At 74.7% G+C, this 17008-nt stretch carries 13 protein-coding genes; 7 read left to right on the top strand and 6 right to left on the bottom strand.

Translation table 11 applies throughout. The annotated features are described in order from the left end of the window. Positions 1–44 precede the first annotated feature (44 nt). The 3 genes from LQ327_RS03055 to LQ327_RS03045 are packed head-to-tail and all read left to right on the top strand — an operon-like array spanning position 45 to position 2296. The gene (locus tag LQ327_RS03055) at positions 45–410 is read left to right on the top strand and encodes a hypothetical protein (protein WP_230730051.1); all 366 of its coding nucleotides are present in this window, start codon (positions 45–47) and stop codon (positions 408–410) included. A gap of 41 nt (positions 411–451) precedes the next feature. Continuing rightward, a complete protein-coding gene (locus LQ327_RS03050; RefSeq protein WP_230730050.1) occupies positions 452–1327 on the top strand; it encodes a hypothetical protein in 876 nt (291 codons plus the stop codon). Between the two features lie 24 nt (positions 1328–1351). Further along, positions 1352–2296 carry a polysaccharide deacetylase family protein gene (locus LQ327_RS03045; RefSeq protein ID WP_230730049.1) on the top strand — a complete coding sequence of 315 codons (945 nt, stop codon included), beginning with the start codon at positions 1352–1354 and terminating at the stop codon, positions 2294–2296. An 84-nt stretch (positions 2297–2380) separates the two neighbouring features. Here LQ327_RS03045 and LQ327_RS03040 read toward each other — a convergent pair whose 3' ends face one another. From LQ327_RS03040 to LQ327_RS03015, 6 genes are all read right to left on the bottom strand, one after another. Beyond that, entirely contained in the window at positions 2381–3361 is a 981-nt protein-coding gene (locus tag LQ327_RS03040; protein WP_230730048.1) for a putative endonuclease domain-containing protein, read from the bottom strand. A gap of 218 nt (positions 3362–3579) precedes the next feature. After that, the gene (locus tag LQ327_RS03035; RefSeq protein ID WP_230730047.1) at positions 3580–5277 is read right to left on the bottom strand and encodes a glycine/sarcosine N-methyltransferase; all 1698 of its coding nucleotides are present in this window, start codon (positions 5275–5277) and stop codon (positions 3580–3582) included. Between the two features lie 265 nt (positions 5278–5542). Continuing rightward, on the bottom strand, positions 5543–6805 hold the full coding sequence (locus LQ327_RS03030) for an OmpA family protein (protein ID WP_230730046.1): 1263 nt from the start codon (positions 6803–6805) through the stop codon (positions 5543–5545). Further along, positions 6802–7791 carry a hypothetical protein gene (locus LQ327_RS03025; RefSeq protein ID WP_230730045.1) on the bottom strand — a complete coding sequence of 330 codons (990 nt, stop codon included), beginning with the start codon at positions 7789–7791 and terminating at the stop codon, positions 6802–6804. Before LQ327_RS03025 ends, LQ327_RS03030 begins: the two co-directional genes overlap by 4 nt. Beyond that, a complete protein-coding gene (locus LQ327_RS03020; RefSeq protein ID WP_230730044.1) occupies positions 7788–8423 on the bottom strand; it encodes a hypothetical protein in 636 nt (211 codons plus the stop codon). Before LQ327_RS03020 ends, LQ327_RS03025 begins: the two co-directional genes overlap by 4 nt. Then, positions 8423–9442, bottom strand: coding sequence for a hypothetical protein (locus tag LQ327_RS03015; RefSeq protein ID WP_230730043.1), 1020 nt, complete (start codon positions 9440–9442; stop codon positions 8423–8425). Before LQ327_RS03015 ends, LQ327_RS03020 begins: the two co-directional genes overlap by 1 nt. A 339-nt stretch (positions 9443–9781) precedes the next feature. Between LQ327_RS03015 and LQ327_RS03010 the strand changes: the two genes are divergently transcribed. The 4 genes from LQ327_RS03010 to LQ327_RS02995 are packed head-to-tail and all read left to right on the top strand — an operon-like array spanning position 9782 to position 16990. Then, complete coding sequence (locus LQ327_RS03010; protein ID WP_230730042.1) at positions 9782–10813, top strand: glycosyltransferase; 1032 nt, start codon at positions 9782–9784, stop codon at positions 10811–10813. After that, the gene (locus LQ327_RS03005) at positions 10810–12417 is read left to right on the top strand and encodes a glycosyltransferase family 4 protein (protein WP_230730041.1); all 1608 of its coding nucleotides are present in this window, start codon (positions 10810–10812) and stop codon (positions 12415–12417) included. Before LQ327_RS03010 ends, LQ327_RS03005 begins: the two co-directional genes overlap by 4 nt. Positions 12418–12443: 26 nt before the next feature. Then, positions 12444–15227: a glycosyltransferase family 4 protein gene (locus LQ327_RS34515; RefSeq protein ID WP_230730040.1), complete on the top strand. Its 2784-nt coding sequence runs from the start codon at positions 12444–12446 to the stop codon at positions 15225–15227. Beyond that, complete coding sequence (locus LQ327_RS02995) at positions 15224–16990, top strand: ArnT family glycosyltransferase (RefSeq protein WP_230730039.1); 1767 nt, start codon at positions 15224–15226, stop codon at positions 16988–16990. The genes LQ327_RS34515 and LQ327_RS02995 overlap by 4 nt, the downstream gene beginning before the upstream one ends. The last annotated feature ends 18 nt before the right edge of the window (positions 16991–17008 follow it).

Raw genomic sequence — 17008 nt, 5'->3', positions numbered from 1 at the left:
GTTCCTGCGACACGGCTAGTGACAGCAGCGGTCCCCGTCGGGTCGTGGCTCTGCGGACCACGTCCCGGCCGCAACCGGCCGCGCCCGCGTGGGCCGGAGGTCACGGCGAGGGGACCGGGTGGCACCCGGAGTCCCAACGTGGCGCCTCGGCATCGGCGCTCGCGGAGTCCGTGTTCCCGCCCGACGCCGACCTGCCCTTCGAGCCCGACGCCGAGGCAGCGGCCTTCCTGAACGCGCCGCGACGCCCGCTCGGGTTCTACGTCGCGCCGTTCGGGACCCCGCCGTTCGGCAACCCGCCCTCCGGCGGGGCCCGCTCGGTCTACGGCGGCCCGCTCGGTCCCGAGCCCGGCGACGGCGCGGGTCACGCCGGGCGTCCGGACTGGGGTCCGGCCTACTCCGCGGGCGCCTGACTAGCGGGTGACACCCCGCCCCGCGTGACAGGCTCGCTCCCGTGGCGGGCCGCGGCGGGGACGAGACGCTCGCCGCCGTCGTCCACCGGCTCACCACGGCCCTCCTCCTCGACGGCCCCTACCGTCCGCCGGGCGCCGACGAGGACGCCGTCGTCGAGGAGTTCGTCGCCGCCGTCGTGACCGCGTGCACGACGGGGCCGACCCCGGCACTCGCCGCGGCGGGCGCCGCCGTCGGGTTCGCCACGTCCCGTCACGGCGCGCGCATGCTGCTCACGACCGACCCGCGTGAGCCGCGCGCGTGGGGCCTGGTCGTGCTGCCCGCCGTCGTCGGGACCCGGAACCCCGACGTCGTCGTCGAGATCCCGCACCCGCACTTCGACCTGCGGACCGAGGCGGTCGGGGTCGGCATCCTCGACCGGATCGACGGGGCGCTCCTGCTGCAGGCCGGCGCGCACCGGCACGCGGCCGCGCCCGCGTGGGCCCGGCGTCGGGTGGACTTCCCCGCCGACGTGTCCCACCGTCCCGACTCGGTGTTCGCCCGGCTCGCGGCGGGGATCGTGGCGGCCCGCGGGACGCCCCAGGTGCAGGTGCACGGGTGCGCCGACCGGGAGGGCTTCGACGTCGTCGCGTCGTCCGGGGCCGCGGCACCCTCGGCGCTGCTCGACGACGTGACGAGCGGTCTGCGCGCCGCCGGGGAGCGGGTGCGCGGGGGCGGGGACCCCGGCTGCGAGCGGCTCTCGGGCATCCGCAACGTCCAGGGGCGCCTGGCCGCACGCCTGGGCACACCGTTCGTGCACCTGGAGCTCTCGCGCTCGCTGCGCCGCGATCCGGCCCGCCGGGAGGCCGTCGCGCGGGTGGTCGCCGACGCCGTCGTCGCGTCCCGGACGCGGGACGGGGACGTGACCACGGGGACCTGACGGCGGGTCCCTACCATCGGCGACATGAGCAACCGGCTCCTCGTGCTCGGCTGGCACAACATCGACCCGACGCCGGGGTTCCCCGACCCGCCCGGCGTCGGCCGGCTGGGCTTCGCGAAGCAGTTGCGGACGCTCGAGCGCTTCGCGACGGTGCTGTCGCTGCAGCGGGCGCTGGCCCTGATGGCGGCCGGGGAACCGCTGCCGCCCCGCGCGGTCGTGCTGACCTTCGACGACGGGTACCGCGACAACCTCGACCTCGGCGTGCCGATGCTGTCCGAGCACGGCTTCCCGGCCACGTTCTTCCTCGTGCCGGGGTTCCTGTCCGGGACCGTCGGCGCGTGGTGGGAGGACCTCTCCGCGGCGTTCGAGCGCGCCCGGGCCCCGCGCCTGACCTTCGGCGGCGTGACGCACGACCTGACCAACGCCCCGGCGCGCCAGGCCGCCCACGACGCGGTGCGCGCCTCGGTGAAGACGCTCGACCACGCGACCCGGGTGGCGGAGGTCGCGCGGGTGTCGGAGGAGCTCAACCCGGCGCCGACCTCGGTGGGCGAGGGACTGTTCATGGACTGGTCGGGCGCGAAGTCGCTGCTCGCGGCGGGCCACGAGATCGGATCGCACACGGTGTCGCACGCGATCCTGGAACGGGAGACCGAGGCGGGCCAGCTCGGGGAGCTCAAGGAGTCGCGCTCCGAGCTGGAGTCGGGGCTGGGAATCTCGGTCGACACCCTCGCGTTCCCGAACGGCGCGGCGTCGGACTACTCGGCGACGACGACCCGGCTGGTGTCCGAGCTGGGCTACAAGTGCGCCGTGACGACGCGGGCGGGGCTGGCCGGCCGGTCGGACTCGCCGTACGAGATGCGGCGGGTGATCCTGACGCCGACGACCGACCTGTCGAGCGTGGCGTCGAAGGGATGGCGGAAGGCGAAGAAGGTCGTCGGGGGTCGGTTGTCGTCGTTGGCGCGGGGCTGATCGGTCGTCGTCTTGTCAGCGATGGTCCGTTGCTGACGTCAGACGTCACGATGAACCTTTCCTGACATGAGCCCGCGCCCGAGTTCAGCCACTGAGCGGCAGGTCGGGTGCCCATTCGACGGCGGGCGTTGGAAGCCTGCGCGCCACCTCGATCGCGTCGACGATGTCTTGGAGGAGTCCGGCGGGGTCGTGCCGGACACGACTCGGGCGCAGCCCCATCACGTGCAGGCCCGCCGAGCGGTACGAACGGTGCTGACGCTCGGTCTCCGCGACCTGCTCGGGGGTGGCGAAGTGCTGCTCCACGGAGTCGATCGGGACCACCAGGCCGACCTCGGGGACGAGGATGTCGGCGATACCGAGCAGGCGCCGGCCGGCGGTGATCCGGTAGTTGAACAGCACCGCGCGCGGCAGCTCCGGCTGGGCCGACCACCACCGATGGACGTCGAACTCGGCGGCCGACCGGACGCCGTCGTCGATCGCGCGCAGGACGGCCCGGGGCGTCGAGCTTCCCTTGCGGCAGCCGGCGTCGAGCTCGTCGCGGAGCATCCCGGGCAGGACCATCCGTCGTTGGACCGGCTCGGTCAGGATCGCGGCGATCTCGGACTCCCCTCGCAGGCGGCGCACCGCATCGAGCACGCACCTCTCGACCGGGGCGACCGGGAAGTCGTCGCGCAGGAGCGCCGGAGGCAGCCGCTTCGTCCGCTCGATGACGATCAGAGAGGTCCCGTGAATCCGCGAGCTTGAACGGATCAGCAGGTGAACGGCCTCGGGGAGCTCACCGCGGTGGAGCTGGTGCGCTCGCGCGGCATCGAGTCCGGTGACGACGGCGTCCGGACCGGCGTGCAGGAGCCCTGCCCGCAGCAGCTGCCGTCTCGTCGGGGTGCCGGTCTCCAGCATCACGGTCGCCGGCGCCACGAGCTGCCAGGGACCACGATGGCGGCACAGCCGATAGACGGTGCCCTCCGGTATTCCCAGGTCGACGACCAGCACCTTGACCTGGATGATCTTGTCCTTGGCCCGCGCGTGGATCGCGTCGAGCGCCTCTGCCCATCTGCCTCGCTTCATGACGGAGACCGTCGCCCGTGGGCGGCGCCCGGTAGTAGCGCGCGGCGCGAAGCTGTGGATGGACGGCGGGTGCGCTGCCGGTGGGGACAGACGACGACGGCGGACGTACCAGTGTCGGTACGCCCGCCGCCGTCATGCCCGCGCCCATGTCAGGAAGGGTTCATCCTGACGTCAGATGTCAGCAACGGACCATCGCTGACAAATCCCGCAAGATCAACTCACCGCTTGATACGGAAGATGCCCCACGCGAGCTGACCGGACTTGCCACCGTTGACCCAGTTCTTCAGGCCGGTCTTCATGTTCGAGATGTACTCGTCCGAGATCTTCCCGGCGAACGCCTTCTCCGCCTTCTCGAGCTCCGCCAGCACTCGGCCGTAGTGGGTCGTGAGCTGGTCGGTGTGGTCCTCGAAGGCGTAGTCGGTGAACCCGTGCTTCGCGAACTCCTCCTTGTAGAAGCCCGGCGACCCGAGGGTGTCGAGCGAGAGGCGCGACAGGATCGGCGCGAGCTTCGAGGTGTCCGCGCCGTCGGCCGCCATCGGGTCGGTGAACACGACCTGGCCGCCCGGCACGAGCACGCGGGTGATCTCCTCGACGACCGTCGTGCGCTCGCCGGAATGCAGGAACGCGTCCTGCGACCAGACGAGGTCGTACGCGTTGTCCTGGATCGGCATGCTCTCGAACGAGCCGTCGAGGACGTCGACGAGGTGGTCGAGACCCTGCTCGCGGGTCTTCTCCCGGTTCCGCTCGTTCTCGACCTCGGAGAGGTTCAGGCAGGTCACCTTGCAGCCGTACTTCTTCGCGAGGTGACGCGCCGCGCCGCCGTAGCCGGCGCCCATGTCGAGGATCCGCGTCTCCGCGGTGATGCCCGCGGTCTCGGCCATCCGCTCGACGGTGCGCGCCGACGCCGGGGCGATCGGCTCGTCGGGCGAGTTGTAGAGGCCGACGTGGATGTCCTCGCCGCCCCACACCTCGTGGTAGAAGGTGTCGGCGTCGGTCGAGTTGTAGTAGTCGCGAGCGGTGTGGACCGCGCTCGAGTAGGAGTCGGTGAGCTCCTCGTCGGTGCGGTACGTCTTCTCAGCCACGTGGGTCCAGTAGTCGGGGACGTCGCCGGCGTTGGTCTCCTGGAAGTCGCCGTAGGTGTCGATCTTCTGGAAACCCACCTCGCGCATCAGGCGCCGGACGTAGTCCTTGCGGAGCGGGAACATGTTGAGGTGGTACACGGACCCGTCGTCGTGGAACGTGTACCGGAAGCGGGCCAGGCCGTCGTCGACGTACTCCGGCTCCGCGGTGACCGTGTCGCCGGCGTAGTTGTACTTGTGCTTCGACTGGAAGCCGCCGTCGAGGATCTGGTCGTAGTTGCGCTGATCCAGGATCAGTACACCGTCGTGCGAGAGCATCGCGTAGAACTCGGCGAGCGCCTTGCGGCGGTCGCGCTCCGCGAACAGGTGCGTGAACGAGTTGCCCAGGCAGATGATCGCGTCGTACTCGCCGTGCACGTCACGGTTGAGCCAGCGCCAGTCGGCCTGCACCACACGCAGCACGTGCCCGTGCTCGCGGCCGTTGGAGAAGGCGCGGGCGAGCATCTCGGCACTGCCGTCCGCCGAGACGGTCTCGAAGCCCGCCTTGAGCAGCTGCACCGAGTTGTATCCGGTACCCGTGGCGACGTCGAGAACCTTCTCCACGCCACGCGACCGCAGCTGGTCGATGAAGAACGAGCCCTCGCTGGCGGCCCGTCCCTCCCAGCCGATGTAATCGTCCCACTTGTCGACGAAGCCCTTGATGTACTCGTCCTGGTAGTGGTCCGTGTCGCGAACCTCGTTGGGGTTCTCGCCGAACTCCTGGTGTACATCGGCCTCGGAGTACTCCGTGTCGAGGCCAGCCGCGGTGTCGGGGCTCCGGTCTGCGGCTGTCGTCATCTGTTGTGTCCCTCCGGACGTCGGGTGGTGACGCTTCCGGAGAGAAGACGTTAGGGGGCTGAGGACAGCCTGAACACCGCCGCCGGTGACGCTGCGTTACTCAATCGGTTCAGATCTCCGACCCGCAACCCCCCGCGAAGCCTCGGTCAGCCCTGATAGGAGGGGTTGTCAGCCGGACTACGGGAAGGTTGCCGAAGCGTGAAGAGATACCGGTCACGTTACCGGGAAGGACCGTTCGGGCACTGAACGGGGTCGGAGGCGCTGTTCACGCGGTCGGCTCGACGATCACCTTCCGGTTGGTCGACGCCGGACCCGGCAGCTGCTCGCCGCCCGGCCCGACGTCGTTCACGTACCCCGGGAACTGACTGCCGAGGCCCTTCGTGGAGATCTGGTCGGGCGAGGCCCCGAGCTCGACGAGCAGCGCCTTCACGGCGTCCGCCCGCTGCGTGGAGAGCGCGATCTGGCTGTCGAGGGTGCCGGCGCGAGCGGTCGTCCCGGTCAGCGCGATCCGCCGGGTCGGTCCTCCCTCCAGGAAGTCCGCGAACGGGCCGAGCACCCCGCGTGCTGCCGCGCGGTCCCGGAACTCGGCGGTGTCGGGCTGGAACCCGACCGACCCGTCGTCGGGCAGGGCCGTCGCCCGGCCCGGGGTGATGGTGGGCGGCGGTGGGACCGCCACCGCGCTCACCGGCGGGACGTCGGTGGGCGCGTCGCCGGAGCGCGGCTCGTCGACGACGGCGACGCACCCGGCCCCGGAGGCCTGCGCGATCCCCGTCCAGAGGTTGACCAGCTCACCGTGCTGCGCGGTGTCCAGCGGGGTCTGCGGCGCGGCGGTGTCGCCGAGCCCGGCGAGGACGACGGTGGCCCCGTTCAGCGTCGGCAGGGCCTGATGGGACCGCAGGAAGTCGACGGTGTCCGGCACCGGCGCATCGAGCAGGCCCGCCTGGCGGAAGTCCAGGGGCGCGACGGTGGACAGCCCGGAGTCGACCAGGACGACGGTGCCGGGTCGCCCGCCCTGCACCGAGCGCCCGGCGAGGGCCAGCGCGCCGAGCACGTCGGCCTCCGGGGTCTGCGCCCGGACCTGCGAGATCGCCTTCCCGAGCCCGGAGAGGAAGGCGTTCCGGTCGTCCTGCGCGGCGATCGCGTTCCCGGCGTCGGTCCGGTAGGTGTCGCTGCCCGCCACGCTCGGGCGCCCGTCGAGGTTCACGACGGTGAACTTCGGCGCGGCCTTCTGGTCGGCCGCGCCGGAGACGACCGAGATCGCGGCCTGCTGCACCGAGGTCGGGAGCCCCGGCTCCGGGCTGTTGGCACGTCCGGACACCGCGAAGGCCATCGGGCCCACGGGTACCGGGCAGCTCAGCGCCGCGCCGCCGCCGGCGACGAAGCCGCCTGCCGCGTCGCCGGAGGAGGAGCAGGCGCCGAGCACGAGCAGCGCGACCGCCGCGACGGCGAGACCGGTGAGCGCCCGCCCCGCCCGCGGGCCGGAGGGGTTCGCCGCCCCGTCCCGCGGGGTGACGGTGCGGGTCGTCACGGACGGTCTCCGTTCGGGGCGCTCGCGGGACGGGAGTGGGTGGTGGTGCCGTTCGGTCCGCCCGGACGCGGTGGCGCGGGTTCGGGGCGGACCGGCGGGCTGGTCTCGCGGCCGGGCTCGGCCGACCGTGCCGGGGTGAACAGCGGGTAGGGCGCGGAGCCCGCGAGCCCGTCGGTCACCGACGGGTTCTGCTTGCGCGAGGCCATCAGGCTGCGGGCGTAGTTCTGCAGCTCGAGCATCTCCGCCGCGACCTGCTGGCGCGCCGCGACCCAGCGCTGCTCCTCGCGGTCACGCTCGCTCTCCTGCTGGCGCAGCGCCTCGCGGGAGCGCTCCAGCTCCGCCCGGCTGAGCCCTTCCGCGGCGGTCGTCCGGGCGAGCCTGCGCTCGGCACGCCGCAGCGCGCCCGCGACGGGGTTGAACGAGACGAACGTGGCGACCATCGCCGCCACGCCGCTGGCGAGGAAGAGCGCCCCGAACAGCACGGCGGGCAGCGCGGCGGAGAGATCCAGGCTGCTCGACGACGACCCGAAGCCCCCGCCGGACCCGAAACCGCCACCGGACCCGAAGCCTCCGGAGGAGCTGAAGCCCCCGGACGACGAGCCGAACCCTCCCGAGGACGCCCCGAAGGGATCCGACGACACGGTCGACGGGGTGAGCAGCCGCGTCACGAACGACGCGACGCCGAGCACCAGCCACGTCGCGAGGGCCACCACGGTCAGGATCACGCTCGACCGGGGATCCCCGCACCGACGCCGCACGAGCCCCTGCCCGACGAGGTGGGCGAGCCCGACGGCGGCCGCCGCGAACCCCACGGTGCCGAGGACGATCAGGAACGCGGAGCCCCGGAACACCCGCGCGAGCACCACGTAGAACGCCGCGATGTCGGCGCCCACGGCCAGGACGATGATCCCGAGCGCGAGGTAGTCCTCCCGGGACCGGCTGATCAGCATCGTCGGGTCGCGGTAGGAGCGCGGCGCGCGGGTCATCGCGGCTCTCCCGTCCGCTCGGCGAGCGGCTGATCGGTCGCCGGCTCGTCGTCGGCGGGCCCGGCCGGGCCCGGCGCCACCAGGATCGGGCCCGTCGGCGGCTCGGCGGGCCCGTTCGCCGCCCGGCCCCGCCGACGGTGGAACAGCCCGCGCCGGCCCGGCCCCGCGTCCGCCGTCCCCGGAGGAGCCTGGAGATCCATGAGGCGTTCCCGGGCGTCCGCGTAGTCGCGGCGGGCGATCTCCAGGGCGTGCCGGTCCCGTTCGTGCGTGGCCTCGGCGTCGGCGAGCTGCCGGCGGGCCCCGCCGACGAGGCGGTCGATGAGGGCGTGGTGATCAGCGTGCTCGGAGTCGACGCGGGCGAGCCAGCCCGACGCCCAGGAGGCGATCAGCGGGTCGAGCGCGCCGCCTGTCCCCTCGTCCACCCCGCCGGGCAGCAGCTCGCTCACGAGGGCGCGCACGCGCCCACGCGCTGCCGCGACGTCCGGACTGGCCTGGTCGGGGTACGGGATCGGGCCGACGCGGTCCTCGGCGTAGACCTGCGAGAACCGCCGCTCCTCGGGCGTCCCCGAGTCCGGCGAGCCCGCGTCCCGGCGGGACCAGGCCTGGCGCCGCCACCACTGAGCCAGGGACATCAGTCCTCCTCGGCGGGGCCGGCGGACCCGGCCCGCGTTGCGGTCGACGCGGGCGACGGGACCGACCCCGACGGCCGGGTGGGCGCGGTGGAGCCGGGGACCACCCCGGGCTCCTCGGCGGCGAACACCCACCCCGGGAGGCGCGGGTGCTGCGCGGCCAGCAGCGGCCCGACCCGGTCCCCCGCGGGGTGGCAGCGCACCAGGTGGCGCTCGTAGGCGGAGATGCGCCGCATCGCCTGGGCGTGCAGCCGCCGCACCCGCGTCGCGCCGACGACCTCGCGGGCCCGCATCGCCGCGCGCACCCGGGCGAGGTCCTCGTGCGCGGTGGCGGTCGCGCGCCGCAGCCGGTCGAGGTCCTCGACCATCGGGCGGCGCAGGGCCTCGTACTCCCGGGCGCGGCGGGCCCGGACCACGTCGTCGGGGGTCTGCGACTCGCCACCGCGACGCAGGCCGAGCTGGCCGTCGTCGAGCAGCAGCGGCCATCCGCCGAGGCGCTCCCCGGACCGGACGGTGGCCGCCTCGGTCTCCTCGATGCGCACGACGAGCGCGGCCTCGGCCTCGAGCAGGGGCGTCAGCTCGACGTCGAGCCGCAGCCGTTCCCGGTGGGTGCGGGCGAGGAAGTCCTGGGCGAACTCCTCGAGCGTCGGAGTGCCCGGCGGACGCCCCGGCTCGATCCCCGGCAGCCCGGCCCGGCCATCGGCGCGGCCGCGGCGCCAGTCGGTGAGGCGCCGGCCCAGCGAGTACGGCGGCAGCCCGCCGCCCCGGCCGGAGACCGGCGGGATCGGGGTCGGCCCGTCCGGGCCGGGTCCGGTACGGCGCCGGCGGGACCGGCCGCCCGACGACCGCGGTGCCGGTATCCCGCCCGCCGGGATCCCCGTCGACGTCTCGGGGGACGACGACGGGGCCGGGATGCCGGTGAGGGGAGTGGTCGGCCCGGGCCCGGCCGTGTCACGCGGTGCCCCGCCGTCCGGGGCGGTGCCCGGCGGCGCGGCCCGGCGTGCGTCGGCCGACCCGCTCATGGGACCTCCCCCCTGGTCCTCGCGGGGCGCTCCGTCGTGGCGCACCCGCCACGAGCGCGGCCCCGCCCGGACCGCCCTGCAACGCCCCCCGCGCGCGAGTGTAGGTCCAACCACCGACGGTCGGCCCCGACTTCGCCGCCGCGTCGAGCACGGCTCCGACACGCAGGCCGTCCGACGCGCCGGCCGACCGAGTCACCCGACGGCATGAAGTTGACGAACGAATCCGGCGACTCGATCAGACGCGCGACACGCCTCTACCAGGTGAAACGCCGTCGCCTAGACCAGATGGCCGCGAAGCAAAGGGGTTAATTGCTGGCCTGAACGGTCGATGCTGACGACGTGCAGAACGTGATGGACGCCTGGGGAGAGGTCACCGCCCCGCACCCGGCCCTCCGGTCGGGTGCCGGTGAGCTGCGACCGACGGATCTGGTCGAGACGGTGCGGAGCTCCGAGCTCGTCGACGTCGTGGACGACGCCGTCGTCGCGGCGGTCGCACAGGCGGTCTCGCGCGCCACGGGGGAGCTCACCGAGCACCCCGGCGCCCACCGCGAGGACGCCGCCGGGAGGTCGCCCGTGGACCTCGAGGTGATCATCCCGGCCTACAACGAGTCCGGCCGGCTGCCCGCGACCCTCGCCGCGATGGTCGCCTTCCTGTCCGAGCAGCCCTGGACCTCCCGCGTCGTCGTCGTGGACAACGGCAGCGTCGACGACACCGCCGCGACCGTGCTCGCGGTGACCGGCCGCGCCTGCAACGTGGCGACCGGCTGGTGCGTCGAGGCGGTCGCCATCGGCTGCTCGCAGGCCGGCAAGGGCGCCGCGGTGCACCGCGGGCTGCGGACCAGCCGCTCGCGCATCGTCGGCTTCACCGACGCCGACCTCTCCACCCCGCTCGAGACCTTCCTGCCGGTGATGAGCGCCCTCGACGGCGGGGCCGCCGCGGCCATCGCGTCGCGCCACGCGCCGGGCGCCTCGATCGCCGGCAGGCAGCCGCTGGGGCGCCGTCTCGGCGGCACCGCGTTCCGGATGCTGTCGCGGCCGCTCGTGCCCGGCATCCACGACACCCAGTGCGGCTTCAAGTTCTTCGACCGCGTCGCCGCGCAGAACGCCATGTGGCGGGCCCGCTCGACCGGCTTCGCGTTCGACATCGAACTGCTGCGTCTCATCCGCGACGACGGCGGCCGGATCGAGGAGATCCCGGTGACCTGGACCGACACCGCGGGCTCGACCCTGCGCCCGGTCCGGGACGGTCTCGCCGCGTTCACCGCCGTCGCGAAGCTCCACCGCGAGCTCAACCGCGGCGCCTCGCCCGCCGGGCTGCCCGCCCGCAGCTCCGCCCCGACCGACCCCGCGACCGTTGGGAGCGCCCCGTGACCTCGCTCGTCTCCTCCGACCGCCACACCCATGACGGTCCGATGGCCATCCCGGTGCTGGGCCGCTCCACCGCGCAGCTCGCCGGGTGCCGGGTGCTCCTGCTCAACTGGCGCGACGTCCGGCACTCGCAGGCCGGCGGCGCCGAGCTGTACGCCCACGAGATCTCCAAGCGGTGGGTCGAGGCCGGCGTCCACGTCACGTGGCTGACGGCGCGCGACGCCGGGCAGAGCGCCCACGACGAGATCGACGGCGTCGAGATCCGTCGCGCCGGGGCCACGATGTCGGTGTACGCCCGGGCCGCGATGCGGCTGCTGCGCGGCAGCCTGCACCAGGAGTTCGACGCGGTGGTGGACTGCCAGAACGGCATCCCCTTCTTCTCGCCGCTGTTCACCCGCAACACCGCCCCGACGGTGCAGGTGGTCCACCACGTGCACCAGGACCAGTTCGCGACGCGGTTCTCGCCGACCGGCGCGGCCGTCGGACGGTTCCTCGAGGGCCGGGTGGCGCGCCGGGTCTACTCGGGCAAGCGGACCGTCGCGGTGTCCGCGTCGACCCGCCAGGAGCTGCGGCGCCGCCTCAAGTTCGACGGCCCGATCGACGTCGTCCCGAACGGCATGAAGCAGGACCTGCGCACCGGGCCCACCGGCACCCGCGCCGAGAAGCCGACGATCGTGCTCACCAGCCGGCTCGTCCCGCACAAGCGCGTCGACCTGCTCCTGCACGCGGTGTGGGCGGCGCTGCCGGACGTGCCGGACCTGCAGGTCGAGATCATCGGCGACGGCCCCGACCTCACGACGCTGCGCCGCACCGCCGTCGAGCTCGGCCTCGGCCGGGTCGTGCGCTTCCACGGCCGGCTGCCCGACGCCGAGCGCGACGCTCTGATGGACCAGGCCTGGCTGACCACCTCCACCTCCGACGGCGAGGGCTGGGGCCTCGTCGTCCTCGAGGGGGCGGCCGCCGGCGTGCCCTGCCTGGCCCTGCGCGCGACCGGCATCCGCGACTCCGTCCTCGACGGGGTCACCGGCTGGCTCGTCGACGGCATCGACGACTTCGCCGCCGCGCTGCCGCGCACGCTCGCCGAGCTCGCCGACCCGGCGCGGGCCGAGCAGGTCTCCCGGGCGTGCCGCGACTGGGCGGCCTGCTTCACCTGGGACCGCTCGGCCGAGCTGCTCGCCGGCTCGGTGCTCTCCGAGATGCGCGCGTTCCACCGCACCGACGGCGCCGACTCGCCCCTGCCGCCCGCCGACCGCTCCGCGCTGCACCGCGCGGCCACCCGGCGCAAGGCCCGCTCCGACATGACGACGCTCGCCCGCTTCACCCACGACCGCCCGTGGGACGCCGCGGCCGCGCTGCGCCTCACCGACGAGGCGTCGGTCCGGGTCCTGGACGGTCCGCAGTCGCAGGGCCCCGGCGAGGTGGTGGCGCTGCTGCGCGGCTGCGACGAGGTCGACGCCCTCGCGGTGCTGGGACGGATCGGCGCGCAGGAGCCCCACGTGCGGCTCGCGAGCAGGCACGAGCTGCTCGGCGGGCCCGCGGTGTTCGGCGTCGGTGGGCCCGCGGGCGCGGCACCGGCCGGGTCCGCGGCGGCGTCCGGGCAGCGATGACGAGGGCGCCGTCCGGCCCGGGGGTCGTGGACGCACAGCCCCCGGTGCCGGCGCCCGTCCTGCCCGCGGCGCCCGCGGCGGGGGCCGCCGAGCCCGCCCCGCCCGTCGAGCGGGCGACCGGCGGTACCGCGACGCTCCTCTCCGCCTCAGGCGGGATCGTCGGGCTGCTCAGCTACGCGGTCACGCTGGTGATGGCGCACCTGCTCCCGGCGGCCGACTACACGACGTTCGCGGCGGCGGTCGCCGTCGTCGGCACGGCGGGGGTCGCCTCGGCGGCGCTCATCCCGTTCCCGCTGGCCCACGTCGTGCGCGCGCACCCCCGCCAGGCGGCGGCGCGCCGGGCGGCGACGGCGTTCGCGGTCGGGGTCTCGCTGCTGGTCGGCGTCCTCGCCGCGGTCGTGCTCGCCCTGATCGTGGGCCCGGTGTCGCCGGTCCACGCCCTCCCGACCGCCGTCGCGGCCGCTGTCTCCGGCCTCGCGCTGTTCGCCATCGCGCCGGTGTGGGGGTTCCTGCAGGGCGAGTCGCGGTTCCTGCGCTACGCGGCGCTGACCGTCGGCGAGGTCGCGGTCCGGCTGGTCGCGAGCGTGCTCGCCGTCGTGGTGGGCGCAGGCGCATGGGGTGCGGTCGGCGGGTTCGCCGTCGGCGCGGTCGTCGTGCTCGCGGTGTCGCTGACCCCGGCCTCGGGCCCCTTCCGCGGGATCGCGTGGGCCGACGTGCGCGCGGCGCTGTCCGACCGGGCCCGCTGGGCCGAGACCGGTGGCGTCGCGGGAGCCCAGGCGGTGCTCTCCGCGCTGGCCGCCGCGGACGCGGTCGTCGTCGCCACGCTCGTCACCGCCCCCGCCGACGCGGCGGCGGCCGCCGGCTACCAGGCGGTCTCCACGCTGGCCAAGGCCCCGGTGTACGTCGCGGTCGGGACGGCGCTGGTCAGCTTCCCGGTGCTGCGGGTCGCGGCCGGCCCGGCGCGCGACCTGCGCCTGCGCGAGGCCCTCGGCTCGTACGTGCGGCTGCTCGTCCCGGCCGCCGCGGTCGTCGCGACGGTGCCCTCGGCGCTCGTCGGACTCGTGCTGCCCGCGCAGTACATGCCCGCGGTCGCGCTGCTGCCCGTCCTCGCCGTCATGGGCGTCGGCCTGGGCACGACGACGGTGCTCGCGACGCTGCTGCTCGCCGTCCGGGCCCGCGGAGCGCTGGTCGCCGCGCTGACCGCCGCCGTCGCCGCACTCGCCGGCGGGCTCGCCCTCGGCGCGACCGGGGCCCTCACCGGCCTGCCCGGCGTGCCCGCCGGCCCGACCGGAGGGCTGGCCGCCGGAGCCGCGCTCGGCGCGTTCGCGGGCGCGGTGCTCGTCGCCGTCCTCGGTGCCGCGCACCGGCCGCGTCCGGTGGGCACCGAGCCCGGTCTGGTGCGCGCCGGGGCGACCGGCGTGGTCTACGCCGTCGTCGTGGTGGCCCTGCTCGCCGCGACCCGCCTGCTGCCCGGGCCCGTCGCGGTCGTCGGCTGGGTGGTCGCGGTCGGCGTGGTGGGGTTCGGCCTCGTCGGGCTCCCGGTGCTCGGGTCCCGGCTCGCGCCGCAGCCCGACGCGGCCGGGTCGCCGGACCGCGCACGGGGCGGGCTGCACGTCCTGCACCTCGCGTTCGAGGACCCGGCGATGCCCGGCTCCGGCGGCGGTGCCCTGCGCACCGCCGAGATCGACCGGCGGCTCGCCGCGGCCGGCCACCACGTCACCGTCCTCACCGGCCGCTACCCGGGCGCGACCGACCGGATCGAGCGCCACGGCACCGGCTCGCTGGCCTGGGTGCACCCGCACGTCGGGCGCGGCCGGACCCGGCTCACCCGGCTGATCCCGTACATGGCGGCCGCGTTCCTGGCCGCCCGTCGCGCCGGGCGCCGGCACCCGGGTGACGACGTCGGGCCGGGACCGGTGGACCTCGTCGTCGAGGACTTCTTCGCGCCGATCTCGTCGATGGCGATCCCGGCGTGGACGCGGCTGCCCACGGTCGGCGTCGTGCAGTGGCTCAACGCCCGCGAGAAGGCCCGCCAGTACCACCTGCCGGTGCACTGGGTGGAGCGCCGGGGCGTGGCCACCCACCGCCGGATCGTCGCGGTCTCGCACGGCGTCGGCGCCGCGACGCAGGCGCTCACCCCGCAGGCCGACGTCGTCGTCATCGGCAACGGGGTCGACCCGGTCGCGTTCACCGTCGCGCCCCGGCCGGTCGCCGAGCGCGCCGACGTGGTGTTCGTCGGCCGCCTGGAGATCGCCCAGAAGGGCCTGGACCTGCTGCTGGACGCCTGGGCGCTCGCCGCCCCGCGCCTCGAGGGGGACCTGCTGCTCGCCGGGACGGGACCCGACGAGGCCGCGCTGCGCGAGCGGGCCGAGCGGCTCGGCGTCGCCGACCGGGTGCGGTTCCTCGGCTGGGTCGCGGGCCGGGACAAGGCCGAGCTGGTGGCCGGCGCCCGGGTCGCGGCGGTGCCGTCGCGGTTCGAGACGTTCGGCATCGTCGCCGCGGAGGCCCTCGCCGTCGGGACCCCCGTCGTCGCCTACGACATCGACTGCCTGCGCGAGGTGGTCCCCGCCGAGGGCGGGGTGCTGGTGCCGCGCGACGACGGCGCCTTCGACGCCGCCGCGTACGCGGACGCCCTCGTCGACGTCGCGCAGGACGATCCGCGCCGGGCGGTCGTCGCCCGCCGCGGCCCCGAGATCGCGCGCGTGCACGACTGGGACGCGCTCGCGGCGACCCAGGACGACTTCTACCGGCGGGTGGCCGCCGAGGCCTCCGACGGTGCCCTCGGACGGCGGTCGGCGGGGCGCCGATGAGCGACTCGTCGTCCTCGGTCGTCCGGCTGGTCCGCCGGCCCGCCCAGCAGTCCACCTACGACGACGCGGCACCCCGCGCGTCGCTCACCGACCGGCTCGCGCGGCGGCTCGGCCGGATCGTCCCGGTCGCCCGGCCCGGGCAGACCGTCTACGTCGTGGGCGCGATCGTGCTCGCGGTGCTGGCGGTGGGGCTGCGCGCCTACCACCAGCTCCAGTCCTACGAGCTGTTCATGGACGAGGTCCAGTACGCGGACGTGGCGAACGCGTTCGCGGGAGGCCGCGGCCCGCAGCTCTGGGACGAGCCGTTCTACCTGCACCCGCCGCTGGCGTTCCTGTTCTTCTCGCTGTTCGTCACGCACCCGGTCAACGACATGACCGTCGGAGCGGTCCTGAGCCTGCGCCCGGCGCTGCTGATCTTCGGCTTCGTCAACACGCTGCTCGTCGTCGCCGTCACCCGCCGGGTGGTCGGGCGGTGGGCGTCGCTGATCGCCGGGCTCGTCTACGCCCTCGACGCGTTCGTCGTCCGCTTCGACAGCCGCGTGATGCTCGAGGCGCCGATGATGTTCAGCGTCCTCGCGGGGGTGCTGTGTCTGCTCGTCGCGGTGGAGCGCGAGACGGTCCGGGCCCGGCGCGGGTTCCTGGTGGCCGCGGGCCTGTTCTTCGGGCTCGCCGTGGCCACCAAGAGCACCTCGGGGCTGATCACCGCGGTGCCCCTGATGATCATGATCGTCACGGGGTGGGGGCTGCGGCGCCGCGAGGCCTGCGGGGTGCTCGGGCTGCTGTTCGGCGTGTACGGCGTGTACGTCCTGATCGTCCTGCTGTCGGGCAACATCTCCTTCTGGTTCGACCAGACGCTCGCCGGGACGTTCCGCGCGATCGGGCTGATCAAGGAGACCGGCTTCACCTCGAAGAGCAACTCGCCGGGGTTCGCGAGCCGCATCCTGGCCAACCTCTCGCTCTTCGCGTCGTCGTACGCGCTGATCGGCGTGGCGGTCTGCTACGCGCTCTACCTGCTGTTCATCGGGTGGCGGACGCTGCGCGGCCCCCGGACCGGCAAGCGGGGGGCGCACGCCGCGCCTCCCGGCGGAGCCCACGCCCGCATCCGGGCCGGGGATCCGCGGGTCTCCGGCGACCCGCGCGAGGCGACGCTGTCGCTGGTCACCTGCTGGCTGGCCGGCGTGCTCGCCGCGATCATGTACACCGGCGCGCTCGGTGAGGTCGAGGAGCAGACGTTCTACCTGCTCGCGGTGCCCTCCACCGTCGTCATCGGCCTCCTGGTCACCCAGGCCGGCCGGTGGGCCCCGCCGTGGCGGGTGGTCGTCGGGGTGGCCGTGGTCGCGCTGTTCGCCGGGTCGCTGTGGGGCTGGTGGCAGGTGCACACCACGCGCGACGACGGCTACGAGCGGGTGATCCCGCAGGTCTTCGCGCAGGTCGACCACTCCGCCCAGATCTGTCTCGGCGAGCAGACCGCGCAATTCATCATGCCGGGCTTCGGGGTGCACAAGCTGACCTCGCTCGACATCGCCCGCCGCAACGGGTGCAGCTACGCGATCGTCTCCACCGCGCTCTCCAACCAGGGCCTGGCGAACTCCACGACCGACCTCAACGCCGAGATCGCCCACGACTACCCCGTCGTGTTGTCCGCGCACGGGAGGACCAGCGGCGACCTGCTCGTCTACGACCTGAACCGGCCGCTGCCCGGGTCGGGGGCGTCGGCGATCGCGCCCGACGACCGCTCGCTGCCGCTCACCGGGCCCGCGTGAGGCCGCCGTCGTGACCGA

This window comes from Actinomycetospora endophytica (genome assembly GCF_021026375.1).
Lineage (GTDB): Bacteria > Actinomycetota > Actinomycetes > Mycobacteriales > Pseudonocardiaceae > Actinomycetospora > Actinomycetospora endophytica.
The sequence above is the reverse complement of the archived record's forward strand: the minus strand, read 5'-3'. Positions and strand labels throughout refer to the sequence as shown.